The 24,847-nt window shown below is 53.2% G+C and carries 25 protein-coding genes; 13 read left to right on the top strand and 12 right to left on the bottom strand.

The annotated features are described in order from the left end of the window. Positions 1-3 precede the first annotated feature (3 nt). Complete coding sequence (xthA, locus tag AAIG26_RS10485; protein WP_020454011.1) at positions 4-810, bottom strand: exodeoxyribonuclease III; 807 nt, start codon at positions 808-810, stop codon at positions 4-6. Positions 811-1,244: 434 nt separating this feature from the next. Between xthA and AAIG26_RS10480 the strand changes: the two genes are divergently transcribed. From AAIG26_RS10480 to ves, 7 genes are all read left to right on the top strand, one after another. After that, on the top strand, positions 1,245-2,465 hold the full coding sequence (locus AAIG26_RS10480; RefSeq protein WP_045511648.1) for an aspartate aminotransferase family protein: 1,221 nt from the start codon (positions 1,245-1,247) through the stop codon (positions 2,463-2,465). Then, positions 2,462-3,511 (top strand): arginine N-succinyltransferase, encoded by a 1,050-nt coding sequence (gene astA / locus AAIG26_RS10475; RefSeq protein WP_020454009.1) that lies wholly within the window; start codon positions 2,462-2,464, stop codon positions 3,509-3,511. Before AAIG26_RS10480 ends, astA begins: the two co-directional genes overlap by 4 nt. After that, complete coding sequence (gene astD, locus AAIG26_RS10470; RefSeq protein WP_343179726.1) at positions 3,508-4,986, top strand: succinylglutamate-semialdehyde dehydrogenase; 1,479 nt, start codon at positions 3,508-3,510, stop codon at positions 4,984-4,986. The genes astA and astD overlap by 4 nt, the downstream gene beginning before the upstream one ends. Beyond that, entirely contained in the window at positions 4,983-6,308 is a 1,326-nt protein-coding gene (astB, locus tag AAIG26_RS10465) for an N-succinylarginine dihydrolase (protein ID WP_343179725.1), read from the top strand. The genes astD and astB overlap by 4 nt, the downstream gene beginning before the upstream one ends. 11 nt (positions 6,309-6,319) lie before the next feature. Further along, positions 6,320-7,285 carry a succinylglutamate desuccinylase gene (gene astE, locus AAIG26_RS10460; protein ID WP_343179724.1) on the top strand — a complete coding sequence of 322 codons (966 nt, stop codon included), beginning with the start codon at positions 6,320-6,322 and terminating at the stop codon, positions 7,283-7,285. A gap of 314 nt (positions 7,286-7,599) precedes the next feature. Further along, positions 7,600-8,079, top strand: a complete 480-nt coding sequence (spy, locus tag AAIG26_RS10455; protein ID WP_045511546.1) for an ATP-independent periplasmic protein-refolding chaperone Spy — start codon at positions 7,600-7,602, stop codon at positions 8,077-8,079. Between the two features lie 310 nt (positions 8,080-8,389). Further along, entirely contained in the window at positions 8,390-8,947 is a 558-nt protein-coding gene (gene ves, locus AAIG26_RS10450) for an environmental stress-induced protein Ves (protein ID WP_343180316.1), read from the top strand. Here ves and cho read toward each other — a convergent pair. Both cho and nadE read right to left on the bottom strand, forming a co-directional pair. Next, positions 8,944-9,807 (bottom strand): excinuclease Cho, encoded by an 864-nt coding sequence (gene cho, locus AAIG26_RS10445; RefSeq protein WP_343179723.1) that lies wholly within the window; start codon positions 9,805-9,807, stop codon positions 8,944-8,946. The two genes, ves and cho, sit on opposite strands and share 4 nt — an antisense overlap. Positions 9,808-9,889: 82 nt before the next feature. After that, a complete protein-coding gene (gene nadE, locus AAIG26_RS10440; protein ID WP_020454002.1) occupies positions 9,890-10,720 on the bottom strand; it encodes an ammonia-dependent NAD(+) synthetase in 831 nt (276 codons plus the stop codon). A gap of 253 nt (positions 10,721-10,973) precedes the next feature. Between nadE and osmE the strand changes: the two genes are divergently transcribed. After that, on the top strand, positions 10,974-11,312 hold the full coding sequence (gene osmE, locus AAIG26_RS10435) for an osmotically-inducible lipoprotein OsmE (protein ID WP_017456537.1): 339 nt from the start codon (positions 10,974-10,976) through the stop codon (positions 11,310-11,312). A 68-nt stretch (positions 11,313-11,380) separates the two neighbouring features. Here osmE and katE read toward each other — a convergent pair whose 3' ends face one another. Beyond that, on the bottom strand, positions 11,381-13,636 hold the full coding sequence (gene katE / locus AAIG26_RS10430; protein WP_097407045.1) for a catalase HPII: 2,256 nt from the start codon (positions 13,634-13,636) through the stop codon (positions 11,381-11,383). A gap of 215 nt (positions 13,637-13,851) precedes the next feature. On the opposite strand from katE, the gene cedA reads away from it, so the two are divergent. After that, positions 13,852-14,094, top strand: coding sequence for a cell division activator CedA (cedA, locus tag AAIG26_RS10425; RefSeq protein ID WP_017456539.1), 243 nt, complete (start codon positions 13,852-13,854; stop codon positions 14,092-14,094). Positions 14,095-14,179: 85 nt separating this feature from the next. Here cedA and AAIG26_RS10420 read toward each other — a convergent pair whose 3' ends face one another. The 4 genes from AAIG26_RS10420 to hxpB form a co-directional block, all read right to left on the bottom strand. After that, positions 14,180-15,571 (bottom strand): L-cystine transporter, encoded by a 1,392-nt coding sequence (locus AAIG26_RS10420; protein WP_020454000.1) that lies wholly within the window; start codon positions 15,569-15,571, stop codon positions 14,180-14,182. Positions 15,572-15,701: 130 nt separating this feature from the next. Further along, complete coding sequence (locus tag AAIG26_RS10415; RefSeq protein ID WP_020453999.1) at positions 15,702-16,292, bottom strand: metal-dependent hydrolase; 591 nt, start codon at positions 16,290-16,292, stop codon at positions 15,702-15,704. 97 nt (positions 16,293-16,389) lie between these two features. Next, a complete protein-coding gene (kduD, locus tag AAIG26_RS10410; RefSeq protein WP_343179722.1) occupies positions 16,390-17,151 on the bottom strand; it encodes a 2-dehydro-3-deoxy-D-gluconate 5-dehydrogenase KduD in 762 nt (253 codons plus the stop codon). 146 nt (positions 17,152-17,297) lie between these two features. Continuing rightward, positions 17,298-17,966 (bottom strand): hexitol phosphatase HxpB, encoded by a 669-nt coding sequence (hxpB, locus tag AAIG26_RS10405; RefSeq protein WP_343179721.1) that lies wholly within the window; start codon positions 17,964-17,966, stop codon positions 17,298-17,300. A gap of 144 nt (positions 17,967-18,110) precedes the next feature. On the opposite strand from hxpB, the gene AAIG26_RS10400 reads away from it, so the two are divergent. After that, positions 18,111-18,647, top strand: a complete 537-nt coding sequence (locus tag AAIG26_RS10400) for a YniB family protein (protein WP_017456544.1) — start codon at positions 18,111-18,113, stop codon at positions 18,645-18,647. Positions 18,648-18,691: 44 nt separating this feature from the next. On the opposite strand, the gene AAIG26_RS10395 is transcribed toward AAIG26_RS10400, so the two are convergent. The 3 genes from AAIG26_RS10395 to pfkB form a co-directional block, all read right to left on the bottom strand. Then, positions 18,692-19,552, bottom strand: a complete 861-nt coding sequence (locus AAIG26_RS10395) for a fructosamine kinase family protein (protein ID WP_097407049.1) — start codon at positions 19,550-19,552, stop codon at positions 18,692-18,694. A 104-nt stretch (positions 19,553-19,656) separates the two neighbouring features. Further along, entirely contained in the window at positions 19,657-19,947 is a 291-nt protein-coding gene (ghoS, locus tag AAIG26_RS10390) for a type V toxin-antitoxin system endoribonuclease antitoxin GhoS (protein ID WP_020453994.1), read from the bottom strand. 111 nt (positions 19,948-20,058) lie between these two features. Then, complete coding sequence (gene pfkB / locus AAIG26_RS10385) at positions 20,059-20,991, bottom strand: 6-phosphofructokinase II (protein ID WP_343179720.1); 933 nt, start codon at positions 20,989-20,991, stop codon at positions 20,059-20,061. 291 nt (positions 20,992-21,282) lie between these two features. Here pfkB and AAIG26_RS10380 point away from each other — a divergent pair, with 291 nt between their 5' ends. Next, positions 21,283-22,038: a DUF481 domain-containing protein gene (locus tag AAIG26_RS10380; RefSeq protein ID WP_044489379.1), complete on the top strand. Its 756-nt coding sequence runs from the start codon at positions 21,283-21,285 to the stop codon at positions 22,036-22,038. A gap of 265 nt (positions 22,039-22,303) precedes the next feature. Next, on the top strand, positions 22,304-22,519 hold the full coding sequence (locus AAIG26_RS10375; RefSeq protein WP_343179719.1) for a hypothetical protein: 216 nt from the start codon (positions 22,304-22,306) through the stop codon (positions 22,517-22,519). 165 nt (positions 22,520-22,684) lie between these two features. Here AAIG26_RS10375 and AAIG26_RS10370 read toward each other — a convergent pair whose 3' ends face one another. Then, positions 22,685-24,130 carry a flagellin gene (locus AAIG26_RS10370; RefSeq protein WP_343180315.1) on the bottom strand — a complete coding sequence of 482 codons (1,446 nt, stop codon included), beginning with the start codon at positions 24,128-24,130 and terminating at the stop codon, positions 22,685-22,687. A gap of 278 nt (positions 24,131-24,408) precedes the next feature. On the opposite strand from AAIG26_RS10370, the gene fumD reads away from it, so the two are divergent. Then, complete coding sequence (gene fumD / locus AAIG26_RS10365; protein ID WP_097407051.1) at positions 24,409-24,621, top strand: fumarate hydratase FumD; 213 nt, start codon at positions 24,409-24,411, stop codon at positions 24,619-24,621. Positions 24,622-24,847: the final 226 nt, after the last annotated feature.

The raw sequence follows: 24,847 nt of genomic DNA, 5'->3' as shown, positions 1-24,847 counted from the left end.
CGGTCAGACCTTAAATTTGGCCCACACCGGTGCGTGGTCGGACGGTTTTTCCATGCTGCGAATGTCGTAATCGATACCCGTCTCAATGCAGCGCTCCGCCAGCGGTTGGCTTGCCAGCAGCAGATCGATACGCAGGCCGCGGTTATCGTCGAAGCCTTTTGATCGGTAATCAAACCACGAGAAGCGATCCTGCGTTTCCGGGTTGGCTTCGCGGAACGTATCCACCAGCCCCCAGCCTTTCAGACGCTCCATCCATTCGCGCTCTTCCGGCAGGAAGGAGCATTTACCGGTGCGCAGCCAGCGTTTGCGGTTCTCTTCACCGATACCGATATCAAGGTCTGTCGGGCTGATATTCATATCGCCCATGATCAACACCGGTTTTGTTTTATCGAGTTCTGTATCGAGATAGTTCTGCAAGTCCTGGTAGAACTTCTCTTTCGCCGGGAACTTCAGCGGGTGGTCGCGGCTTTCGCCCTGCGGGAAATAGCCATTAATCACCGTGATATCGCCGATAGGCGAGGGGATCTCCGCCATGATAATGCGGCGCTGCGCTTCTTCACCGTCGTTCGGCCAGCCGCGACGCACGGAAATCGGCGTCTCTTTGGTCAGCAACGCCACGCCGTAGTGGCCTTTCTGTCCGTGATAAAAAACGTTGTAACCCAGCCGTGCGACATCTTCGAGCGGAAACATATCGTCGTGGACTTTGGTCTCCTGCAGGCCGATGACGTCCGGCTGATGTTGCTCAACCAGCGCTTCAAGCTGGTGAGGTCGGGCGCGCAGGCCATTGATATTAAAAGAGACAAATTTCATAGTCGCAGCCATTTAGCAGAGTGAAAGATGCAGAGATGTTAGCAGAATTTACATTTAACCACCGCCACTTATTGATATCGCCGCCGCCGATGCGCACTGGCGCATCACGCGCCCTTATTTAGGGCGAAACGCACTAAAACAGGGCGCACGCTGTAAATTAATTTCGCTGATGATCACAGTTCTATAATTAAAATTTCTAATTGCATAAACAGGCGTATTTCCTCCCTCTCCACCTCATTTGGATCTCTGGTTATTCACTTTTTATGCAAATAAAGTGAATGGCGATAGGTTTTAAGTTATTGAAATTTCGTTGCTGAAAGTCGTTTATGCATTTTTATCGCTGGCTGGCACGAACCGTGCAATCTACATTTACAGCGAAAACGTTCATATTCGTTAACATTTTATCAACTATTTATTTACCGGATGAGGTCGCTATGTCTCTGTCAATTACGCGTGAAAACTTTGATCAATGGATGCTGCCTGTCTACGCGCCTGCGCCTTTTATTCCGGTACGCGGTGAGGGCTCCCGCTTGTGGGATCAGCAGGGTAAAGAGTATGTCGACTTTGCCGGAGGGATTGCGGTGAATGCGCTGGGGCATGCGCATCCCGCGCTGTGTAAAGCACTCAGCGAGCAGGCGGCGAAGTTCTGGCATACCGGCAACGGTTACACCAACGAGCCGGTGCTGAAACTGGCGAAACGCCTGCTGGACGCGACCTTTGCCGATCGCGCCTTCTTTTGTAACTCCGGTGCCGAGGCAAACGAAGCGGCGCTGAAGCTGGCGCGCAAATATGCCCACGATACCTTTGGCCCGCATAAAAGCGGCATTGTCGCGTTCAAGAATGCGTTCCATGGACGCACCTTATTTACCGTTAGCGCGGGCGGGCAACCGGCTTATTCGCAAGATTTTGCGCCGTTGCCGCCGCAAATCCAGCATGCGCAGTTCAACGATCTGGCCTCCGCCAGCGCCTTAATTAATGACGATACCTGTGCCGTTATTGTCGAGCCGATGCAGGGTGAAGGCGGCGTGGTGCCGGCCAGCCAGGCGTTTTTGCAAGGGTTGCGCGAGCTGTGTACCCGTCATAACGCGCTGCTGATTTTTGATGAGGTGCAAACCGGCGTTGGCCGCACCGGCGAGCTGTATGCCTATATGCATTACGGTGTGACGCCGGATGCGCTGACCACGGCAAAAGCGTTGGGTGGCGGGTTCCCGATTGGCGCGATGCTGACCACCGAACAGTTTGGCAAAGTGATGAATGTTGGCACCCACGGTACGACCTACGGCGGTAACCCGCTGGCCGGCGCGGTGGCGGGTGCGTTGCTCGATATCGTCAACACGCGGGAAACCCTGACTGGCGTGAAGCAACGCCATCAATGGTTTACGGAGCAGCTTGCGGCGATCAATGACCGTTATCACCTGTTCAGTGAAATCCGCGGCTTAGGGTTGCTGATCGGTTGTCAACTGGCTCCTGAGTATGCCGGAAAAGCAAAACAACTTTCACAACTGGCGGCGGCAGAAGGCGCAATGGTGTTGATTGCCGGTGGCAATGTGCTGCGCTTTGCTCCGGCGTTGAATATCAGCGAAGAAGAGATCCGCGACGGGCTTGCGCGTGTTGCCCGCGCCTGTGAAAAATTCATTGCGGAGAACGCATCATGATGGTGATCCGTCCTGTCGCCGAAGGCGATTTACCGGCGCTGATGCGGCTTGCCGGAAAAACCGGTGGCGGCCTGACGTCGTTGCCGGTTGATGAAGCAACGCTTGCTGCGCGGATTGAACGTTCGCGCCGTACCTGGCAGGGCGAGCTGCCGAAGGGTGAGCAAGGGTATGTTTTTGTGCTGGAAGAGACGCAAAGCGGCGAGGTGGCGGGCATTTGCGCCATTGAGGTCGCGGTGGGTCTGAACGATCCCTGGTATAACTACCGGGTCGGGACCCAGGTTCATGCCTCGAAAGAGCTGAATGTCTATAACGCGCTGCCAACGCTGTTTCTCAGTAACGACCACACCGGTAGCAGCGAACTCTGCACACTGTTTCTCGATCCCGCCTGGCGTAAAGAGGGCAACGGTTATCTGTTGTCGAAATCCCGCTTTCTGTTTATGGCGGCATTCCGCGAGCGCTTTAATGAGAAAGTAGTGGCCGAGATGCGCGGCGTGATTGACGAGCACGGTTATTCGCCTTTCTGGGAGAGCCTGGGCAAGCGTTTCTTTTCGATGGAGTTCAGCCGGGCGGATTATCTGTGCGGCACCGGGCAAAAAGCCTTTATCGCGGAGCTGATGCCAAAGCACCCTATTTATACCCACTTTCTTTCACAAGAGGCGCAAGCGGTGATTGGCGAGGTGCATCCACAGACGGCACCGGCCCGTGCGGTGCTGGAAAAAGAGGGCTTTCGCTACCGTAACTATGTCGACATTTTTGATGGCGGGCCGACGCTCGAATGCGATGTTGACCGGGTGCGGGCGATTCGCAAAAGCCGCCTGGTGACGGCAGGCGAAGGCCAGCGCGCACCGGGTGAATGGCCCGCGTGTATGGTCTCCAATGAGCAGTACCAGCAATTCCGCGCCATGCTTATTTACGCGGATCCAAACACCGAGCGTTTGCTCTTAACGGCTGCCGAACTGGATGCGCTGAAGTGCCAGCCGGGAGATACCGTGCGGCTGGTGCGCCTGTGTGCCGAAGAGAAAAGTGGCGAGGAGAAAACAAAATGAGTTTATGGATTAAGGGTGACTGGGTAACAGGCCAGGGCGAACGCCGCGTCAAAACCAACCCGGTAAGCCACGAAGCGTTGTGGCACGGCTTTGATGCCGATAGCGAGCAAGTGGCGCTGGCGTATCAGGCCGCGCGCGACGCTTTCCCACAGTGGGCGCGGCAGACTTTTACTGAGCGCCAGGCGATTGTCGAGAAATTCGCGGCGCTGCTCGAGACCAACAAAGCGGCGCTTGCCGAAATCATCGCCCGCGAAACCGGTAAGCCGCGCTGGGAAGCGGCGACCGAAGTGACGGCGATGATCAACAAAGCCTCAATATCGGTCAAGGCGTACCACGTGCGTACCGGGGAACAACACACGGAGATGGCGGATGGTGCCGCAACACTGCGCCATCGCCCGCATGGCGTGCTGGCCGTTTTCGGGCCGTATAACTTCCCTGGTCATCTGCCGAATGGGCATATTATCCCGGCCTTGCTCGCGGGTAATACACTGATCTTTAAACCCAGCGAACTCACGCCGTGGACCGGTGAAGCGGTGGTCAAACTCTGGGAGCAAGCGGGTTTGCCCGCAGGTGTGCTGAACCTGGTGCAGGGCGGACGTGAGACCGGCCAGGCGCTGAGCGCACTGCCGGGGCTGGACGGATTGTTATTTACCGGCAGCGCCAATACGGGATATCAGCTTCACCGCCAGCTTGCCGGGCAGCCAGAAAAAATTCTCGCGCTGGAGATGGGGGGGAATAACCCGCTAATTGTTGAAGATCCTGACGATACCGATGCCGCCGTCCATCTGGCGATCCAGTCAGCATTTATTACCGCCGGGCAGCGCTGCACCTGCGCACGCCGCTTACTGGTTAAGCGTTCTAAAGCGGGCGATGACTTTCTGGCGCGGCTGGTGGAAGTGAGCGCGCGGCTGCAACCGCAGGCCTGGGATGCGGAACCCGCGCCGTTTTTCGGTGGCCTGATTTCACCCCAGGCGGCGCAGCAGGTTTACCAGGCCTGGCAGGCGCACGAAGCGCGCGGCGGTAAAACCTTGCTGGCACCGCGTCTGTTAGCGGAAGGAACCTCGCTGCTGACGCCGGGGATTATCGAGATGACGGACGTGGCGGGAGTGCCGGACGAAGAAGTTTTTGGCCCGCTGCTGTGTGTCTGGCGCTATGACGATTTTGATCAGGCAATCCGTATGGCGAACGACACGCGCTACGGGCTGGCCTGCGGGTTAATTTCACCGGATCGGCAAAAATTTGATCAACTGCTGCTGGAAGCGCGCGCCGGGATCGTCAACTGGAATAAACCGTTGACCGGTGCGGCCAGTACCGCGCCGTTTGGTGGCGTGGGTGCCTCGGGTAACCATCGCGCCAGCGCGTGGTACGCAGCGGATTACTGCGCCTGGCCGATGGCGAGTCTTGAATCTCCCGCGTTGATGTTGCCACAGACGCTCAGCCCGGGACTGGATTTCTCTCGCGAGGCGCAGCCATGAAAGCACGTGAGGTTAACTTCGATGGCCTGGTTGGGCTAACGCACCATTACGCCGGATTATCTTTTGGTAATGAGGCCTCGACCCGCCACCGTTTTCAGGTTTCTAACCCGAAACTGGCGGCAAAGCAGGGGCTACTGAAAATGAAAGCGCTCGCCGACGCGGGTTTCCCGCAGGCGGTGATCCCGCCGCAGGAGCGCCCTAATATCGCGGTCTTGCGGCAGCTTGGTTTCAGCGGCAGCGATGAGCAGGTAGTGGAAAAAGCTGCCGCACAAGCGCCGCAGATCCTCTCCGCTGCCAGCTCGGCATCGTCGATGTGGGTCGCAAACGCGGCTACCGTCTGCCCGTCGGCGGATGCGCTGGATGGCAAAGTGCATCTTACGGTTGCTAACCTGAATAATAAATTCCATCGCGCAATGGAAGCCCCGACCACAGAAGCCGTGCTGCGCGCCATCTTTCGCGATGAGACAGCGTTTGCTGTCCATCCGGCGTTGCCGCAGGTTGCCATGTTTGGCGATGAAGGCGCGGCGAACCATAACCGCTTTGGCGGGGATTACGGCGAAGCGGGTGTGCAACTCTTCGTTTACGGTCGGGAGTACGCAAGCCAGGATGCCCCGGCGCGCTATCCGGCGCGCCAGACGCGCGAAGCCAGCGAGGCGGTGGCGCGTATCAATCAGGTGCGCGCGGAGCAGGTGGTTTTTGCCCGGCAAAACCCGGACGTTATCGATCTGGGCGTGTTTCATAACGATGTGATTGCCGTTTCGAACCGACAGGTGCTTTTTTGTCACGAACTGGCCTTTGCTAACCAGGCTCGTGTGCTGGCCGAGCTACACTCTAAAGTACCGGGATTTATGGCAATTGAAGTTCCGCAGCAGGCTGTTTCGGTTAGTGATGCGGTGGCAACGTATCTGTTTAACAGCCAACTGCTAAGCCGTGATGATGGCAGCATGTTGCTGGTATTGCCGCAGGAGTCGCAGGAACATGCCGGGGTGTGGCGCTATCTGAACACGCTGCTGGCGCAGGATAACCCGATCATTGAGCTTAAAGTATTTGACCTGCGTGAAAGTATGGCGAACGGCGGTGGTCCGGCGTGCCTGCGCTTGCGTGTGGTGCTTACCGAGGCGGAGCAGCAGGCCGTTAACCCGGCAGTAATGATGAATGACAGTTTGTTTGCCACCCTCAATGACTGGGTGGATCGGTACTATCGCGATCGGCTGACGCAAGCGGATTTAGCCGATCCGCAGCTTTTACGCGAGGGGCGGGAAGCGCTGGACCGATTAACGCAGTTGTTGAATCTGGGATCGGTGTATCCCTTCCAGCGTTAACCGGAGGCCGTATGGATAACTTTCTTGCTGCAACGCTTGCGGGCGATATCCCGCGAAAAATGTCAGGGGAGTCGGGCGGTATTCACTGGTTGTGGCACGAACAAGGGATTCTGGAGATGATCCCGAAACAATCCGTCGGGCGATCGCTGGTTATCTCGTGTGCTATCCACGGTAATGAAACCGCGCCGGTGGAGATGCTGGATCTGTTGCTTAAGAATGTCTTTGCGGGCGAACAGCCACTCACCTGGCGGCTGCTGGTGATCCTTGGAAACCCGCAGGCGTTGGCGCAAAACAAGCGATTTTTGCATAACGATCTCAACCGGATGTTTGGTGGCCGCTGGCAGCAGTTGCCGCCCAACGATGAAACAGTGCGCGCCGCCCAGCTTGAACGAGCGGTGACGCATTTCTTTGCGGCGGGCGATGAGGTGCGCTGGCATCTGGATTTACATACCGCGATCCGCGGTTCGCATCATGTGCGCTTTGGCGTGCTGCCACAGCGAGCAGAGCCCTGGGATGAACCGTTTCTGGAATGGCTGGGTGACGCAGGACTGGAGGCGCTGGTGTTTCACCAGGCGCCGGGCGGCACCTTTACCCATTACAGCTGTGAGCATTTTAATGCGCTGGCTTGCACACTGGAGCTTGGCAAAGCGTTACCATTTGGTGAAAACGATCTAAGCCAGTTCCAGCGCACGGCCTGGGCGCTGGCGGCGTTACTGGCGGGCGAACCCGCACCGGATACGGAAAACACGCCGCTGCGCTATCAGGTAGTGCAGCAACTGACCCGCCACAGTGAAGAATTTAAACTCTTCATGAGTGCGGATACACTCAATTTTACGGCCTTCAGTGCGGGTACTTTGCTGGCAGAAGATCGCGGCGAGCGGTATGTGGTGCAACATGAACAGGAGTATGTTTTGTTTCCGAATCCGAATGTTGCCATTGGCTTACGTGCCGGACTTATGCTCGAGAAAATTAATTAAACAGCAAGCCCTGTTCACGCAGGGCTTATTTTTATGGTTTTCTTAAATAAATTGCAGAATTATCCTGTTGAAGCGCTTTATTAATAAACAACGTTGATTTAAGATTATACATAATTCCTTTTTAATCAGTATGTTGAATATTTAATTTTCGACTCTCCACGCTTTATCCTTATTTCCTTCACATTTGACGTAAAAATGATATTTACACTTTCATTGTTTTACCGTCGCTCTGATTAATTGACGATAAAGCCAGTAAAGTGATTAGCGTCAACACGGCAACCGCCGTAAGTAAAACCGAAGTAAGGAATAAAATTATGCGTAAATTGACTGCTCTGTTTGTTGCCTCTACCCTGGCTTTTGGCGCTGCAGGTCTGGCTCATGCTGCGGATACCACCGCCGCACCCGCTGACGCGCAACCCATGATGCACCACAAAGGTAAAGGCCCGCACGATATGATGTTCAAAGGTCTGAACCTGACCGATGCGCAGAAACAGCAAATCCGCGAGATCATGAAAAGCCAGCGCGAAGAGATGAAACGTCCGCCGGTGGAAGAGATGCGCGCAATGCATGACATCATTACCAGCGACAGCTTTGACCGCGCGAAAGCCGAAGCGCAAATCACCAAAATGGAACAGCAGCATAAAGACGTTATGCTGAAACGTATGGAGACGCAGAACAAGATTTACAACATTCTGACCCCGGAACAGAAAAAGCAGTTCAATGCGAATTTTGAGAAGCGTCTGACAGAACATCCGGCAGCGGAAGGTAAAATGCCTCCTGCACCTGCTGAATAATTCAGCACCCCTCCTTAAGACCGCCGGTTTTGCTCATCGCTTGTTTTACGTGATGGGCAGAACCGGCGGTTTTTTCTTGTTTCCCTCTTGCCAGCCGCTACTGGCGCGGTATCCTCGTTAAACCCCGTTTTTGCGGCGATGTTACTTATCTGAAATTTATGATTTTTTACATGTCTGATTGCGCAGTAGCCTAAGGCAAATCGTGTCGGCTGCCGATAACTCACACATGGCAAAGTAAACAATAACAATGATGCAGGCTGTCCGAAGAGGCAGCGGCGCAGGTGAAGCACCGCGCCCTTCAGGAGTGATGATGGAATTCTTTGATATCCGTAAAATGCCGGTAAATCTCTGGCGTAATGGGGCGGGCGAAACCCGAGAAATTTGCTGTTTTCCGCCCGCAACACGTGATTTTAACTGGCGAGCCAGTATCGCTTCGCTGGCCAGCAACGGTGATTTTCCGCAATTTCCCGGTGTGGATCGAGTAATAACCCTTATTGAAGGCGGCGAAGTGACGCTGAACGGCGGAGGCGCTTTCAGCCACACGCTTAAACACCACCAGCCCTTTACTTTTGCCGGTGAGCAGCCGGTCAGGGCTGAACTTTCAGACGGGCGCATGTCCCTGGATTTTAACGTGATGACGCGCCGCGATCGTTGCCAGGCGAAAGTGCGTATCGCCGATCGCACTTTTACCACTATTGGTACACGCGGCGGCGTTATTTTCGTTCTGAGCGGGGCGTGGCAATTGGGCGATAAATTGTTGACCGCCGATCAGGGCGCCTACTGGCAGGAAGGGCGACAAACTCTGCGGTTGCTAAAGTCAGAAGGGCAATTACTGTTTAGTGAAATCGCCTGGCTGCCCGGCCATTAACCCAGTTCAATGATTTCGTACTCCCCGGAAAGCAGCGGCTTGCAGAGAATTTTGTAGCCGTCATGATCGAAACCCGCCGGTAAACGCAGCAGTTGCGCGGCAGCGGCGGGCTCATCAACTGAACCTAACCATAGCCAGTTGTGAATAATGTGATATTGCGTCATTCCCGCAGCGCTCTCTTTTAGCCCGATTGGGCCGCGCCATGGCCAGCAGACCAGTTGCAGGCGTGCCATCGCAGCAGCTAAGCGTTCATGATGTGCTTCACGCGTCTCTTTGCCGCAACATGCCCCGGCACAGCGCTGTAATGCGGATCGAAAACAAGCCCGGCCGCGACTTAGCGATTCCAGACCCAGCAGCCCGTAGCACAGCTTTTCGTCATCAGCGATCGACTGCAGCGCTTGCAATGCGGCGCGACGGTTGGCAAACAGGCCATACAGATTGGGAGAGGAGGAGAAATCCACCTCTTTGGCATACACCACCTGCGGTTTTTCACCGCTAAGGCGAAGCGAGCAGAGCTGGCGATTACGGCGCAGACGCTTATTAAATAGCGGCTGTTGTTCTTTAATCAGCCGCGCTTCGAGCAACAGCGCGCCAATCTCACCGGCGGTACAAATCCAGGTAATACGCCGCGACTGACGCAGCATCGCCGCTTCATCGGGCGTGCGCAGGTGCGACAGCACACGACTGCGGATATTGACGCTTTTACCGATATAAAGCGGCATCGCCTCGCTTTCGCCGTGAAAAATATAGACGCCGGGCTGTTTGGGCATTGCTTCCAGCCACGGACGAAGATGTTCCGGATATTCATAGATTGCCGCCGCTTCGAATTCAAGACGCGGGGCGGATTGACGCCTGACCACAAAAGACTCCTGATACTGTTTACCCATCCAGTATAGCAGCCAATAAGTGTCTAAAAAAGAGGCGGCTTGCGCCGCCTGTGGGTTATTTCTGTTTCCAGAAATCGTCGAATACGGTAATAGGCGGGCGGCGCTTGTGCTCCGTTTTCACATACCAGCCTTCAATGATTTTCGCGATACTGGCGTCCAGCGTTTTCCCTTCCAGATAATCATCGATATTTTCGTAAGTTACGCCCAGTGCGGCTTCATCGGGCAGTGAAGGGCGATCGTCTTCCAGGTCGGCCGTTGGCGCTTTTTTATAAAGGTGTTCCGGGCAGCCCAGGTAAGCCAGCAACTGTTTACCCTGGCGTTTGTTCAGGCGGAAAAGCGGGTTGATATCAGTGCCGCCATCGCCATATTTGGTGAAGAAACCGGTCACCGCTTCGGCGGCATGGTCGGTACCAACCACCACGCCTTTCGTCATGCCCGCAATGCTGTATTGCGCTTTCATACGTTCGCGCGCTTTTTCATTGCCGCGCACGAAATCGCTCAGTTCGATGCCTGTGTCACGCAGCGCCTGCTCGCTTGCCAGCACTGAGGCTTTGATATTGACGGTCAGAACGCGATCCGGCTGAATAAACGCGATGGCATCCTGGCAATCCTGTTCATCCGCTTGCTTACCATAAGGCAGGCGGACGGCGATAAACTGATATGCTTGATTACCCGTTTCCTGGCGCAGTTCGCTGATTGCCATCTGGCTGATTTTCCCGGCCAGCGTGGAGTCCTGGCCACCGCTAATGCCAAGCACCAGCGTTTGCAAAAAAGGATAGGTTTTCAGATAGGTTTTCAGAAAGTCCACGCTGCGGCGAACTTCTTCTTCGGCATTAACCGTGGGCTTCACGCCTAACGCCTGAATAATCTCTTGTTGCAGAGTCATTTACCCCTCCGTTGTGTTGTCCTGCTTTGCAGGGTGCAAATAGATAATAGGGCCAAATTAACCCTTTGGCGGTAAAACGACAAGGATCACAGATTTGAGTGCCGCAATTTACGGCGTTTTAGCAGCTTATCTCACTTTTATTAGATTTCTCCGAAAGTTATACCAATGCCGTCTGTTAGTTGAAAAATGCAATTTTATATTCCAGGCTTAGATAACACGCTGATACACAAGCGGATACAAAAGAGGATGGAATATGAATAAGAACATCGCAGGAATTCTGGGCGCAGCTGCAGTGCTGACTATGTTGGCGGGTTGTACGGCTTACGATCGTGCAAAAGATCAGGTTTCTCAGCCAGTCGTGAAAGATGTGAAAAAAGGCATGAGCCGCCAGCAGGTCATGCAGGTTGCTGGCCGTCCTTCTTCTGAAGTTACGATGATCCACGCGCGTGGTACTTGCCAGACCTATATTCTGGGTCAACGTGACGGCAAAACCGAAACCTATTTCGTTGCGCTGGATGAAACTGGTCATGTCATGAACTCCGGCTACCAGACCTGCGCCGAGTATGATACCGACCCGCAAGCTAAGCAGTAATTTCGGTTTTTAGCCTGAGCAAATAAGAAACCGGCCAGTTGGCCGGTTTTTTATGGCTGCAATAATGCTTACGCCGGGATGCTATCGATTTTGCTGATGCGCGACCAGACGCGGTGCGCCGCAAGATGCGTCAGAAAATCATCCATAAAATTCGCCGTGGCGTTATCCGCCTCGACAATACCGTCCTCTCCCTGATCATCCACCTCCAGTAAGCGCTTAAACTGCCGTGCATCACCCGCAAGCGCGATGGTTTTCAGGTGTTTATAGGCTTCCAGCAGATAATATTTCGCGTCGCCATTCTGCAGGATATCGCTGATATCGCCGCCGGGAACAATGACGCCATCTACCGTCAGCGACGGCGATCCGGCGAAGGTGGCGGCAATCGGTAATTCGGAGCCATCATCCGCAGTCACGTTGCCCATTCGCGCATAGAGCAGCTTGCTATGAACGCCTTTGGCTTTCAGCCCCTGCAATACGTTGAGTACATCCGCTGCGCTGACCTTATCATGCAGTAAAACTGCCACCACCCGGCCTTTCACGTTGCCATCCGGGATGGCATAAAGACTCAGCGAAGGATCTTTTTTCAATCCATTCACTTCCGGCGGCGGGGCGATATTTAACTGATCGTCGCTCAGGGTGATACCAAGGTTTTCCGCTACACCTTGCGCCAGATGCACGTCAATGTGCGCCAGGTGATCCACCACACGTTCGCGAATATACGCGCGCACCACTTTGCTCAACTCGAAGCTGAAAGCGTCAATAATATGGCGTTGTTCAAACGGTGTCTGGCTTAACCAGAACAGGCGAGGATGTGCGTAATATTCACCGAATGAGGGGCTGCGTTCGCGGATTTTTTCCCCTTCGACGCGCTCCTGGTAAGTCTCGAAACCACCGCGTTTCGGGCCGGGCGGTGTTTCCCGCGGCCAGTTATCATTGATGGAGTTCGGTTCATAGTTAGCGGGATTGGTGTCAATCTCCATGCGGTGCATGCCGTCGCGCTGCAAATTATGGTACGGACAAGTTGGGCGGTTGATGGGGATTTCATGGAAGTTCGGCCCGCCGAGTCGGCTGATTTGCGTATCGGTGTAGGAGAACAGACGCCCCTGCAGTAGCGGGTCATTGGTAAAATCCAGGCCGGGCACGATATGCCCTGGGTGGAACGCAGCCTGCTCGTTTTCGGCAAAGAAGTTATCCGGGTTACGGTTTAACACCATTTTTCCGACGCGCTGCACCGGAACCAGTTCTTCGGGAATCAGTTTGGTTGGATCCAGCAGGTCGAAATCAAATTTGAATTCATCCTCTTCCGGGATCAGCTGTAACCCCAGCTCATACTCCGGATAATCGCCGGCCTCAATGGCTTCCCATAACTCGCGACGGTGGAAGTCCGGATCGCGCCCGGTCAGTTTTTGCGATTCGTCCCACACCAGCGATGCCTTGCCTGCCAGCGGTTTCCAGTGGAAGCGCACAAACGTGGCTTTGCCTTCGGCGTTGATCAGGCGAAATGTGTGGATGCCAAAACCTTCCATCGTGCGATAGCTGCGCGGAATGCCGCGATCGGACATCGCCCACATCACGTTATGTAAGGTTTCCGGTTGTAACGACACATAGTCCCAGAAGGTGTCATGCGCGCTTTGACCCTGCGGGATCGCCCAGTGCGGCTCTGGTTTTACCGCATGGACAAAATCGGGGAATTTATGTGCATCCTGGATGAAAAAGACCGGCGTATTGTTGCCAACCAGGTCAAAAATGCCTTCTTCGGTGTAGAACTTGGTGGCAAATCCTCGGATGTCACGAACGGTGTCCGCTGAACCCGCGCCGCCCTGCACGGTAGAAAAACGGACAAATACCGGGGTGATTTTATCCGCATCAGAGAGAAAATCCGCTTTGGTAATATCACTCAGGCTACGATAGGGCTGAAAGTAACCATGTGCCGCCGACCCGCGCGCATGCACGATACGTTCTGGGATGCGTTCATGGTCGAAATGGGTGATTTTTTCCCGCAGGATAAAGTCTTCCAGCAGTGTTGGGCCGCGTTTTCCCGCGCGCAGGGAGTTTTGGTCATCGGCAATGCGCACGCCCTGGTTAGTGGTAAGGGGATAATTTTCGCCGCCCTTGCGGTAAGGCTCCAGCGCGTTCAGTTTGTCATTCGACGTGTCCGGCGCTTTCATGCTCCCCGGCGCGGTCGGTTGCTCGCCAGGTGCTGTGGGGCGCGGGGAAGGGCGGTGCGAATTGTCCTCAGGGGCCAGGGAGTCCAGCCCTGGGCGGGATTCGTTAGCGTCATGAACCGGGGCGTGATGATGAGGGTCTTTCTCGTTGTGCGACATTGAACTCGTCTCCTGTTTTCATTGCTGAAAAATGGTCGATGTTTCCTTAAAACCCTTCTAACTATAGAACAACGTGCTGCGTTAACCTGGTTAATCAGGAGGCGGCAAGGAAGTGAAAAATCAGAGAAAGTGGTGCCAGGCGCGACGTACAGGCTCACAATCGGCTATGATAGGTCTTTAATGTTTGAAGAATTTGTCTGTAGAACGCATCGCTTATGAAATCTTATCGTCAACAAAACCGAGCCATTATCAGCTATGTCCCGCGTGTCGAACCGGCTCCCCCCGATCACGCCTCAAAAGTGGATGGCTATCGTGATGTCTGGTTGCTGCGTGGCAAGTATGTGGCGTTTGTGTTGATGGGGGAAAAGTTTCGCCGCTCGCCGATCTTTAGTGTCCCGGAAGCCGCGCAGCGCTGGGCGCTGCAAATGCGCCAGGAAGGCGAGATAGAAGAAGAGTAAACAAAACCGCCTGACATTGCAGGCGGTTTCATTGTCAATCAATGCCCCAGGGAGCGAGTGGCATTATTTATTTCTTGCCGGGTGATTAACGGTGCGCCAGTTCGGCGTCCTCTTCACTGTCCAGCACCGCTTTATCGGTCTGTTTCAGCCACTGGCTGGTTAACGTACCGGCGGTCATGGAACCACTGACGTTCAGGGCGGTACGGCCCATATCGATAAGCGGTTCAACAGAGATAAGCAGTGCCACCAGCGTTACCGGCAGGCCCAGCGCAGGCAGCACGATAAGCGCGGCAAAAGTCGCACCGCCACCAACGCCTGCTACGCCTGCGGAACTCACGGTGACAATCCCTACCAGAGTGGCAATCCACAGCGGATCCAGCGGGTTGATGCCAACGGTCGGGGCTACCATCACTGCCAGCATCGCCGGGTAAAGCCCCGCACAACCGTTCTGCCCAATGGTTGCACCAAAAGAGGCGGAGAAGCTGGCGATGGATTCCGGTACGCCCAGACGACGCGTTTGCGCTTCCACGTTCAGCGGAATGGATGCAGCGCTGGAGCGGCTAGTGAAGGCAAACGTCAGTACCGGCCATACCTTACGGAAGAATTTCAGCGGGCTAACGCCGTTCACGCCAAGCAGCAGACCGTGCACTACAAACATAATGCCCAGGCCAAGGTAAGAGGCGATAACGAAGCTGCCCAGCTTGATGATGTCCTGAATGTTAGAACCGGCGACAACTTTGGTCATCAGCGCCAGCACGCCATACGGTGTCAGTTGCATCACAAGGCGTACCAGTTTCATCACCCAGCTTTGCAGCGTATCGATAGCGGTCAGAACGCGCTGGCCTTTCGGCGCATCATCTTTCAGCAGCTTCAGTGCCGCAACGCCAAGGAAAGCAGCGAAGATAACGATGCTGATAATTGATGTTGGGTTTGCGCCGGTCAGGTCGGCAAACGGGTTTTTCGGTACGAAAGAGAGCAGCAATTGCGGCACGGTGAGATCGGCCACTTTGCCGACATAGTTGCTCTGAATAGCATTCAAACGCGCAGTTTCTGCCGTACCCTGCACCAGACCTTCTGCCGTCAAACCGAACAGATTGGTCACCAGTACCCCCACCAGCGCAGCGATAAGCGTGGTGAACAACAATGTACCGATGGTCAGAAAACTGATTTTGCCCAGTTGTGACGCATTATGCAGCCGCGCAACGGCGCTCAAAATTGAGGCGAAAACCAGCGGCATGACAATCATTTGCAGCAACTGAACATAGCCATTGCCGACGACGTTGAACCACTGGATGGAATCTTTCAGTACCGGGTTATCAGAACCATAGATAGCCTGCAGCGCGAGACCAAAGATCACGCCAAGGCCTAAACCGACCAGTACTTTTTTTGCCAGGCTCCACTGTTTGTGACGCGCCTGCGCCAGCAAAAACAGCAGTGCCACGAACACTACAACGTTCGCGATGAGTGGAAAATTCATTCCCGTTCTCCTGATATCATTATTCGGTCGGCCTTCTCGGCCGCTCCTGTTGCGCAAGATTAGCAGAAGTGCCGAAACGGGCTTATATCCAAATGGAATGGGTTATATCAAAAGCCTTAGAAATGCCGGTTTAATGTTCAGATTGCTGATGGATAAAGCGATTAAACTGATCTTGCAGCGACGTTATCATGTGCGATGACCAGCGGACTGCTCCGTTTTCGGGCAATGTTTGCGGCATCCATACCGCATAAGTAAAGAGTGCCATACATAATACGCGCTCCAGTTGATTCCCTTTTTGTGGCACCAGCAGCGGCAGACGAAAGCGCCAGCGGCAGGGCCAGAGCAGCGGTACACCCGCAGGAGTAAGCATGTCCGCCAGAATATGGCTGAGATAACCCACCACCATTCCCTGTAGCGCATCGGCGGGCACTATCCAGCTTTCCGGCACTTTTAAATAAAAGAGCGTCAGTGCCAGAAAAACCGCCAGCAGGCTATGCGTAAATCCGCGATGCCCGAAAGCGCGGGCGACAGGTTTTGATATCCACTTCAGACGCTGCCCGAGAAAGGATTTGGGATGGTCGATATCCGGCAGCAGGCAGGTGAGAATAGCGGACGGGACAATATGCCACCAGTCACCCTGGGCGAGGACGGGCGTTAACTCAGCGTTTTTGGAAAACACCGCGCAAGCAATGGAAAAAAGCAGGTGTCCTTCCGCCGTCATGGTCAAACTCACTCAACTGTCGATGCATACAGTATAGGATGTTTGTACAGTAGGCGGAAGAGGTGACGGTGTAACTCTTTGTCACAATCCTGAGCGCTTAACGCGCCAGCCAGCCACCATCGACGGCAAGGGTGTAACCATTGATATAATCCGCCGCTTTTGAGGCCAGAAACACCGCAGCGCCTTTCAGATCTTCTGGTTTTCCCCAGCGTCCGGCCGGGATACGTTCAAGGATCTCCTGGCTGCGTTCCGCATCTTCGCGCAATTGCTGCGTATTATTGGTCGCCATATAGCCGGGTGCTATCGCGTTCACGTTAATCTGATGGGGCGCCCATTCGTTTGCCAGTAAACGTGTCAGCCCCATGACCCCGCTCTTGGACGCCGTATATGAAGGCACGCGGATACCGCCCTGGTACGAGAGCATCGAGGCGATGTTAATTATTTTCCCGCCATTACCCTGAGCGATAAATTGCCGTGCCACCGCCTGAGAGAGAAAAAAGACCGTTTTCAGGTTCAGGTTCATCACGTCATCCCAGTCTTGCTCACTGAAATCAATGGCATTGCAGCGGCGGATCGTGCCCGCGTTATTCACCAGAATGTTGATGTGCCCAAATGTCGCAACGGCTTGCTTAACCACCTCCTCAAGACCCTGCTGGTGGCGAAGATCTGCCTGAATTGCATGGAAACGGCGTCCTAAGGCCTGCACGCGGGAGGCGGTTTCCTGCGGCACTTTGCGGCCAACACCGACAATATCGCAGCCCGCTTCCGCAAGCCCTAATGCCATTCCCTGGCCCAGCCCGGTGTCGCACCCGGTGACGATAGCCACTTTACCCGCAAGCTTAAAGGCTTCCAGTATCATATTTACTCCGGCGTTATAAATTGTTGTCTGGGCATCTGCGCCTGAAGATCAGGATAGAAGGTGGACAGCGAAAACACAAATAAAAATGAAATGCTGTTTCAAAAATGAGAGGTGATGGGGCGATCGGTATCACCCCAGAGGAGAAATTAACCGAGCAGATGTGTGAGGGTAAGCTGTTCGAGACTTTCGAGTTTCACGTTAGCAAGCACATAACGCGGGTCCGTGCGATGTTCGGCATCCGGCACAACGATGGAACGCATCCGCGCCGCTTTGCAGGCAATCATGCCGTTAACCGAATCTTCCAGCGCTACACACGTGAGCGGGTCTACGCCCAGTTTTGCCGCACAGTCCAGATAAACCTGCGGGTGCGGCTTGCTGTAGGGTAACTTTTCCGCGGAGGCGAGTGCGTCGAAACTGTCGCGTAGATCGAACATAGTCAGCACTTTTTCCAGCATATGCAGCGGCGACGCGGATGCCAGCCCTACTGCCAGTCCGCTGTTTTTACACAGCGCGACGGCTTCACGTACGCCAGGCAGCAACGGGCGCTCTTCCTCAACCAGGGAGATGGCGCGCTGAATGATTCGTTCGGTGACTTCCTGACGGCCCGGACCATTCCACGGCTGCTGGGCATACCACATTTCAACCACCATATCGATGCGCAGGCCAAGCGTATCCGGTAACTCATTGCGCCTTGAAATGTCGACGCCAAGGCTTGCCACAACCTCGAGTTCGGCGCGATCCCAGAGCGGTTCAGAGTCAATCAGTAATCCATCCATATCAAAAATGGCAGCAAGAATTTGTCGCGGGGCAGACATAACACCTCTCTATTCAAGGATTTTGCAGGGATAAAAGCGAAATTATGGTTAAGCATTCATCATACTGCCTTTAAAGATCAGGCGAAAATGGTTATCAGCAGGTAGACTAAGGCGCAAACAGTGCGTCACTTACAAGGGGAATCCATGACGTATCAACAAGCTGGACGCATCGCCGTACTGAAACGCGTTCTGGGTTGGGTGATTTTTATTCCAGCCGTCATTTCGACCATAATTTCTGTACTGAAGTTTATGTACGATCACAGCGAAAAACAGCCGGGCATCAATGCCGTGATGCTTGATTTCGCCCATGTGATCATTGAGATGATGCGTTTTAACACGCCATTCCTGAATCTTTTTTGGTACAACTCGCCAACGCCTGATTTCCACCAAAGTCTGAACATCATGTTCTGGATTATCTATGTACTGATCTTTGTCGGGCTGGCGCTGCAGGCGTCCGGTGCGCGCATGAGCCGCCAGGCGCGTTTTCTGCGTGAAGGCGTGGAAAATCAGATGATCCTCGAGAAAGCCAAAGGACCGGAAGGGTTAACACGTGAGCAGATTGAAGCACGCATTGTCGTGCCTCATCACACCATCTTTCTGCAAATTTTCCCGCTCTATGTATTACCGGTGATAATCATTGTTGCAGGCTATTTCTTCTTTACGCTGCTCGGTTTTCTGTAACGCCTCAAACCCGAGGCGTTACGCCCCGGGTCTGAGCACAACACTCACGCCGCCAGCACGCGATCCAGCGCTTTTTGCGCATTCACCAGATGTTCGCCACCGAATAAGATTGCCCGATTAAACAAAGTGTAAAGCTGGTAAAGGGGTTGGCGATCGAGGAAATCTGGAGGAAGCGGGGAGATGGACTGGTAACCGTCATAGATTTGCGGCGGCTGGTCCGGGTGCAGCGGCAGCATCGCCAGGTCACACTCACGGTCGCCCCAGTAGCAAGCCGGGTCGTAGATGTAAGGACCGTCAGGCCCAAGGGCGCAATTGGCCGACCAAAGATCGCCATGCAATAACGAGGGTTGCGGCTGGTGAGAACTCAGCCGTTGCTGAACGTGTTCGACAATCGCGTCGATATTACCAAACTCCAGCCCTCTTTCCGCCGCCAGTTCTAACTGCCAGCCAATGCGCTGCTCAGCAAAAAACGTTGACCAGCGGCGCTGCCAGGCGTTGGGCTGCGGCGTGGTGGAAAGATCGTTGTCGAAATCGAGGCCAAACTGCGGCTGATCGCTCCACTGGTGCAGGCGCGCTAACTGTTGACCCAGCAGGAACGCGCTGTGCGCATCAAGCGGGCGGGCAGGAAGATACTCCATAACCAGAAAGCTGTAGTCGCGGTCACTTCCCACCGCCCAAACCGCAGGGACACGCACGGTATTACTGCGTGCCAGCAGGGCGAGCTGGTCGGCTTCGGCCGTAAAAATGGGGAGCATTGCGCGATCATCACACTTTACGAAGAGATCGCGCCCGGCGTAGCGTACGTGCCACGCGGCATGGATTTCGCCACCGGGGAGTTCGTCGCGTTGTTCAATTTCGCCTTCACCCAGTTGTTCGCTTAACAGACCACTTATCGCTTGCCACATGATGTCTCTCCCATGTAATCAGCCAGATCATAAGGTTAGCGCACTACAGCTGTTGAAAAATCCGACTTAACGCACGCCCGGCATACGCAACGGTGGAAAGGCACTTAATGTTCCTGTTTCTGGAACGCCTCCCAGGTGGTGACAGTGATTTCCGTCTCTTCGTCCACGGCGCTTTCAGCAAGCCCACTTGCCAGCGCATGAACCTCTTTTTCATTAAGCGCACTGATGAAACCGAACGTATTGGTGCCAAGATCGTGTACGTTGCCGTTATCATCCGTCATCGTGAGGAGAAAGCCGGCACGTGTAAAGTGGTTATTGATCTCATTGATGTCTGTCAGCGTCTGGTCATGAAATTTGACCTCAACTACGTAGCGGGTGATGCCATCGCTGCCCATCTTTCACCTCGTTGTTATTTTGATGTTTTTTTAGCATAGACGGCGAGTCACATTTGTCGACCACCGCGGAGATATTTGATATTTCCCCTTCCAGCCGGAAGGGGAGGTATGTCAGGCATGGCGCAAATAGTCGTAGATCTTTTGCGTGTCTTCGTGCGCGCACAAACGAGTACCCTGGTTGATGGTGGCTGCACTCCCGGCGGCGACGCCGAAACGCACCATGTCCTCAAAAGGCGCATCTTGTGCAAGTTTGAGCGTCATTGCGCCAACCATGCTGTCGCCAGCGCCCACCGTGCTTTGGCTTTTCATCGGCGGCGGTACGACCTGAACACAGTTTTCAGCATCCACGCCCAGCGCTCCCTGCGGGCCAAGGGAGACGACCACGCGCAAGGCTTTGCCTGCCTGAACGATCTCCTGCGCAGCTTTGCGCACATCATCAGGCTGGGTTAGCTCTCTGCCGACCAGCGCGCTCAACTCCTTCTGGTTGGGTTTTACCAGCTCGATATTACCAATTGCGAGCGCTGCGTTTAGCGCCTCGCCCGAGCTATCGACAATGCAGCGAATTCCCTGTTTTTGCGCAGCTTTAACTAACTGTGTCAGCTTTTCAACCTCGATACCCGGAGGCAGACTGCCACTTATCACCAAAATCGCGCCGCGCTCAATCGTCAGGACTTTCTCTTCAATCTGGCGAAACTCGTCTTCATTTAATGCGGCACCAGGCATAACAAACCGGTATTGCTCACCGCTGGACTCGACATGAACGTGCAGGTTCTGCCGCGTCCAGTCTTGTGTGGCTACGGTTACGGTCGGTACGTTCTCATCGGCCAATAATGCGGTGAGATGTTCACCCGTTGCGCCACCAGTGGGAAATATTGCCGTTGCTTTACCGCCCAGATGGGCAATCGCGCGTGCAACATTAATGCCGCCGCCGCCTGGCTCAAAAACGGGTGCCGTACAACGCAGTTTACCTTCGGGATAAATTTGTGGCGTTAGCGTCGCACTATCAAGCGAAGGCGCCAGCGTAAGGGTGTATATAGCTGCCATGTTGACCTCCTTTTTCTCAGACTGATGTAAGCCTGGCACTGTTAAGGCAGAAGGGAAAGGAATTAAGGGCATGATTTCAAAATGATATTGATTTAATGCGCAGCAGTTATTAATAACCTTTTTTGCTGTTTTGAGATCCCTCTTATTCAAAAAATCAAATAAGATTTCATTGATCTGTTTAAGCGGCCTTTTTATAATTTGTTACCTTTCTTTGGACCGCTGGTCATTGATCCTAATGAAAGTTTCCGGGACCGTGTTGGTCTCTTTTTTTGCTGTTCGGACTCTAAATAAATGAAGCTTTTGAAGACAGTACCCGTGCTTGTGATGGCGGCGGGTGTGTTTGTATCAATGCACGCGTTTGCAGATGATACCGTTTTTACTGTCATGGATGATCCCTCTACCGCTAAAGCGCCGTTTGAAGGCGGTGTAAACGGTGGTTATCTGGCTCAGTCCGGCAATACAAAGAGTTCCTCTTTGACTGCTGATTCCACCTTGACCTGGTACGGCGAGACTACCGCCTGGTCTTTGTGGGGCAACGCCAGCAATACATCGTCAAATGATGTGCGTTCGTCTGAAAAATACGCAGTAGGTGGCCGTAGCCGTTATAACATGACGGATTACGATTACCTGTTTGGCCAGGCGAGCTGGTTAACTGACCGCTATAACGGCTATAGCGATCGCGACGTGCTGACTGCTGGTTATGGTCGTCAGTTCCTGAATGGTCCGGTTCACAGCCTGCGCTTTGAATTCGGTCCTGGTGTTCGTTATGACAAGTACACCGACGGCAACACGAAAACGACTGGGCTCGGTTATGCTTCCGGCACCTACGCCTGGCAGATGACTGATACCACGAAATTCACGCAGGGTGTTTCCGTATTTGGTGCGGACGATACCACCGTGAACTCTGAAACAGCGCTGAACGTAGCGATTAACGCGCACTTTGCTCTGAAAGTTGCGTATAACCTGACCTGGAACTCCCAGCCACCGTCAACGGCGCCGGATCATACCGATCGCAGAACGACGGTAACGTTAGGCTATAAAATGTAATTTGTTGGGCCGAAAATATCGGCCCATCTTTTATTTGTTAATTTGTGCTTTTTTCATTCCACTATTCCTTTTTCAATTTCGTTTAAGTATTCCTTTCTCTTCATAATTTACTCACAATTAATATTTGGGTTACACATTCAGTTTATTTGACACGAATAGATAAATAAATTGACTGTGCAAAAGTGTGATCCAGATCTACACTAACAACACGGGCAAAAAAAAGCCCAGCCAGTTAATGTTGTTATTCAAGTATGAGAATTTAATTATGAAAAAAATCAAAACCGCTGCGGTCGCCGTCGTGCTTTCTGCACTCTCTTTTGGCGTTTTCGCGGCTCAGCCTGCAGTAACTGCCAGCCAGACTAACACTAACATCACCAACATTGAAGCGGGTTCCAATATGGTTCCGGTGTCTCATTCCACGCAGGGTTCAAATGACAATGCGTTTAACGCACATACCCTGGTTTCGGGCGAGTGGAACTAAATACGTTTTCAGTTAATTCATTAACTTTAAAAAAACCGGATTTAGTCGTACCGGTTTTTTGTATTTGTGCGGCAATGCGGATTTTGTAAGATAAGGTTATTTCGCTGCGGGCGAAAAATGATTTTGTTATTAAGTGCTGTTATTAAATGAAGTGAAAATACAATGTTAGCTACGAAGAAGCGCCAGAATATTTTCTGCAGACTGGTTAGCGACTTTTAGCACCATATCCTGGCTCTGCTGTAATATCTGCGCTTTTGCCATCTTACTGACTTCCAGCGCGTAATCCGCATCTTCAATCCGGCTCTTCGCCGCTTGTGTTGCAACATTTTGCTGTGCCAGTACCGATTTATTCGATTCAAAACGATTGATATACGCGCCATATTGCGCGCGCCAGCCGCTTACTTTCTCGAGTGCTTTGTCAAGCGCACCCATTGCGACACCTGCTGAGGCCGCCGTTTGCAAGGATGTCGCGTTTAAACCCAGTGATTTCACATCAGCCGGAGTGGCAGGCATGGTTACGGATTGTATATCATCCCCAACGTTCGCGCTGGTTACGACCTCCCACGGGCGACTCTGCTTCGGCGGTTCCGCCGGCGTTATTGTTGGTTTTGGCAGAGTTCCCCAGGTTAAGTTGCTGGTAAAAGAGCCACTGCCGACGATCATCACCACCAAATCTTCCGTAACGTTATCGATCTTTACGCGCTCAAGTCGGTTTGAACCGTTGCTACCATCATTGTAAGCATTGCCCGGTTCGTAACGGTCACCATCGCCGCTGTAAGCAATAGCCATACCGTTGTAATTCAGCGTTTCGCTACCGTTTAGCGCCCAGGCTGCGCCGCCATCAATCAGTAAAGAATCGTCGTAGGTAGCGCCATGCGCAAAACCGTTGGCTTCGGTCAGAACCCGGCTGGTCGCTTTCGCTGAATCCGTGATGCCACGACTTTTCCATGTATAGTCCGGGGCTGCGCCGTTAATTGGTGTACCGGCCAGATGCTTACCATCGCGCGTGAATAACTGGATGTCATCATCCAGGCCCAGTGAATCAATGGTAATAGCAATATTCGTCGAACCGGCAGGGATGTAAGCCAGCGAGACAATGCCTGAACTGAACGAATAATTGGTACCCTGAACCGGAAACTTGACGTTTAACGGCGGCACATCACCAATCAACTCCGGTGGCAGTTCGGGTGAATCAGTAGCCAACGGGTATCGTCCAAAAATCTCGGTACCCTCTGAGATTGACTGAATATTGTTAAGAATATTTTGATATTCGTTCTGAATGCTTTGCCGGTCATTCTCCGAGAGGGTGCTATTTCCTGACTGTATGGCCAGGCTTTTCGCCCGGATCAGAAGTTCGCTAACAGTGTTCAAACTGCTATCGGCGGTCTGTGCCATACTGATAGCATCATCAAGACCACGTGATACCACGCTATCCGCACTGGCGTTAGAGCGCATGCGATTAGCGATAGACTGCCCGGCAGCATCATCCTTCGCGCCATTAATGCGCAACCCCGATGACAGACGTTCAATACTTTCCTGAAGCGAAGAAGACGTTTTTTTTCGGGTAGTGAGGTTCAGCCCGATAAACTCATTAAGATTGATTGCCTGCATTACCGTCATTAATTCATTCAGACCGCTAATGAATTAATCATCGGCAAAGGGGTGAGTAACTTTAAGGTAAATTCGCGGAAAAATTTAACTTTGTGCAAGTGCCTGAAAATAGATGGTGTGCAGAAAAAGGCCTGTTACGTTACCTCTTCACGTTGTCAGGGGATAGAGGCAGTGTACAGTTGTTGCTAACAATATGCTTTACTGACTCTTTTTATAGATGTAAGCCGCATTCTTCGTGAGGCAGGCTGCTTATCAAAACCATCGCCACCGGAGGTGAAATGGGAACATCAAAAGACGAAGCGTTATATGACGAGATGTGCCGCGTAGTGGGGAAAGTCGTGCTTGAGATGCGCGATCTCGGACAAGAACCTAAACATATTGTGATTGCCGGGGTGGTCAGAACTATGTTGGCCAATACAAAAATTAAGCGTTCCGGGCTAACGCAAGAAGCGATGGAAACCGTGATCCGCGCTTTAGGTTACAACGCCTGAAAAAGCAGGCTGGATATGATAAAGAAAGGCACGTGCGTGCCTTTCTGAACAGTCATACCTGGTCAACGAAGGTGGCGTTATTGACGTCGTTTCTTGTAACGGCCCGGAAGAGAGCGGGATGACTTCATGCTGTGGTGCTTATAAAACGAAAAAATAATGATCGCGAGAAGCGCGAAAATAATAACTAAGTAAAGGATTACCATGCTTTATCAGTGGGTTAGGGGTT

This window comes from Kosakonia sp. PSU_27 (assembly GCF_039409795.1).
GTDB lineage: Bacteria > Pseudomonadota > Gammaproteobacteria > Enterobacterales > Enterobacteriaceae > Kosakonia.
This window is presented reverse-complemented; position numbering and strand designations above follow the sequence as displayed.

What these genes read in the sequence shown, in the direction of transcription:
- ves (WP_343180316.1), top strand. Translation starts at nt 8,390, where the DNA reads ATGGAATTCTTTGATATCCGTAAAATGCCGGTAAATCTCTGGCGTAAT.
- AAIG26_RS10420 (WP_020454000.1), bottom strand. Translation starts at nt 15,571, where the DNA reads ATGAATTTTCCACTCATCGCGAACGTTGTAGTGTTCGTGGCACTGCTG.
- astD (WP_343179726.1), top strand. Translation starts at nt 3,508, where the DNA reads ATGAGTTTATGGATTAAGGGTGACTGGGTAACAGGCCAGGGCGAACGC.
- osmE (WP_017456537.1), top strand. Translation starts at nt 10,974, where the DNA reads ATGAATAAGAACATCGCAGGAATTCTGGGCGCAGCTGCAGTGCTGACT.
- astA (WP_020454009.1), top strand. Translation starts at nt 2,462, where the DNA reads ATGATGGTGATCCGTCCTGTCGCCGAAGGCGATTTACCGGCGCTGATG.
- cedA (WP_017456539.1), top strand. Translation starts at nt 13,852, where the DNA reads ATGAAATCTTATCGTCAACAAAACCGAGCCATTATCAGCTATGTCCCG.
- fumD (WP_097407051.1), top strand. Translation starts at nt 24,409, where the DNA reads ATGGGAACATCAAAAGACGAAGCGTTATATGACGAGATGTGCCGCGTA.
- hxpB (WP_343179721.1), bottom strand. Translation starts at nt 17,966, where the DNA reads ATGTCTGCCCCGCGACAAATTCTTGCTGCCATTTTTGATATGGATGGA.
- AAIG26_RS10370 (WP_343180315.1), bottom strand. Translation starts at nt 24,130, where the DNA reads ATGCAGGCAATCAATCTTAATGAGTTTATCGGGCTGAACCTCACTACC.
- kduD (WP_343179722.1), bottom strand. Translation starts at nt 17,151, where the DNA reads ATGATACTGGAAGCCTTTAAGCTTGCGGGTAAAGTGGCTATCGTCACC.
- AAIG26_RS10395 (WP_097407049.1), bottom strand. Translation starts at nt 19,552, where the DNA reads ATGTGGCAAGCGATAAGTGGTCTGTTAAGCGAACAACTGGGTGAAGGC.
- AAIG26_RS10380 (WP_044489379.1), top strand. Translation starts at nt 21,283, where the DNA reads ATGAAGCTTTTGAAGACAGTACCCGTGCTTGTGATGGCGGCGGGTGTG.
- spy (WP_045511546.1), top strand. Translation starts at nt 7,600, where the DNA reads ATGCGTAAATTGACTGCTCTGTTTGTTGCCTCTACCCTGGCTTTTGGC.
- nadE (WP_020454002.1), bottom strand. Translation starts at nt 10,720, where the DNA reads ATGACTCTGCAACAAGAGATTATTCAGGCGTTAGGCGTGAAGCCCACG.
- xthA (WP_020454011.1), bottom strand. Translation starts at nt 810, where the DNA reads ATGAAATTTGTCTCTTTTAATATCAATGGCCTGCGCGCCCGACCTCAC.
- AAIG26_RS10415 (WP_020453999.1), bottom strand. Translation starts at nt 16,292, where the DNA reads ATGACGGCGGAAGGACACCTGCTTTTTTCCATTGCTTGCGCGGTGTTT.
- ghoS (WP_020453994.1), bottom strand. Translation starts at nt 19,947, where the DNA reads ATGGGCAGCGATGGCATCACCCGCTACGTAGTTGAGGTCAAATTTCAT.
- AAIG26_RS10480 (WP_045511648.1), top strand. Translation starts at nt 1,245, where the DNA reads ATGTCTCTGTCAATTACGCGTGAAAACTTTGATCAATGGATGCTGCCT.
- astE (WP_343179724.1), top strand. Translation starts at nt 6,320, where the DNA reads ATGGATAACTTTCTTGCTGCAACGCTTGCGGGCGATATCCCGCGAAAA.
- pfkB (WP_343179720.1), bottom strand. Translation starts at nt 20,991, where the DNA reads ATGGCAGCTATATACACCCTTACGCTGGCGCCTTCGCTTGATAGTGCG.
- astB (WP_343179725.1), top strand. Translation starts at nt 4,983, where the DNA reads ATGAAAGCACGTGAGGTTAACTTCGATGGCCTGGTTGGGCTAACGCAC.
- AAIG26_RS10375 (WP_343179719.1), top strand. Translation starts at nt 22,304, where the DNA reads ATGAAAAAAATCAAAACCGCTGCGGTCGCCGTCGTGCTTTCTGCACTC.
- AAIG26_RS10400 (WP_017456544.1), top strand. Translation starts at nt 18,111, where the DNA reads ATGACGTATCAACAAGCTGGACGCATCGCCGTACTGAAACGCGTTCTG.
- katE (WP_097407045.1), bottom strand. Translation starts at nt 13,636, where the DNA reads ATGTCGCACAACGAGAAAGACCCTCATCATCACGCCCCGGTTCATGAC.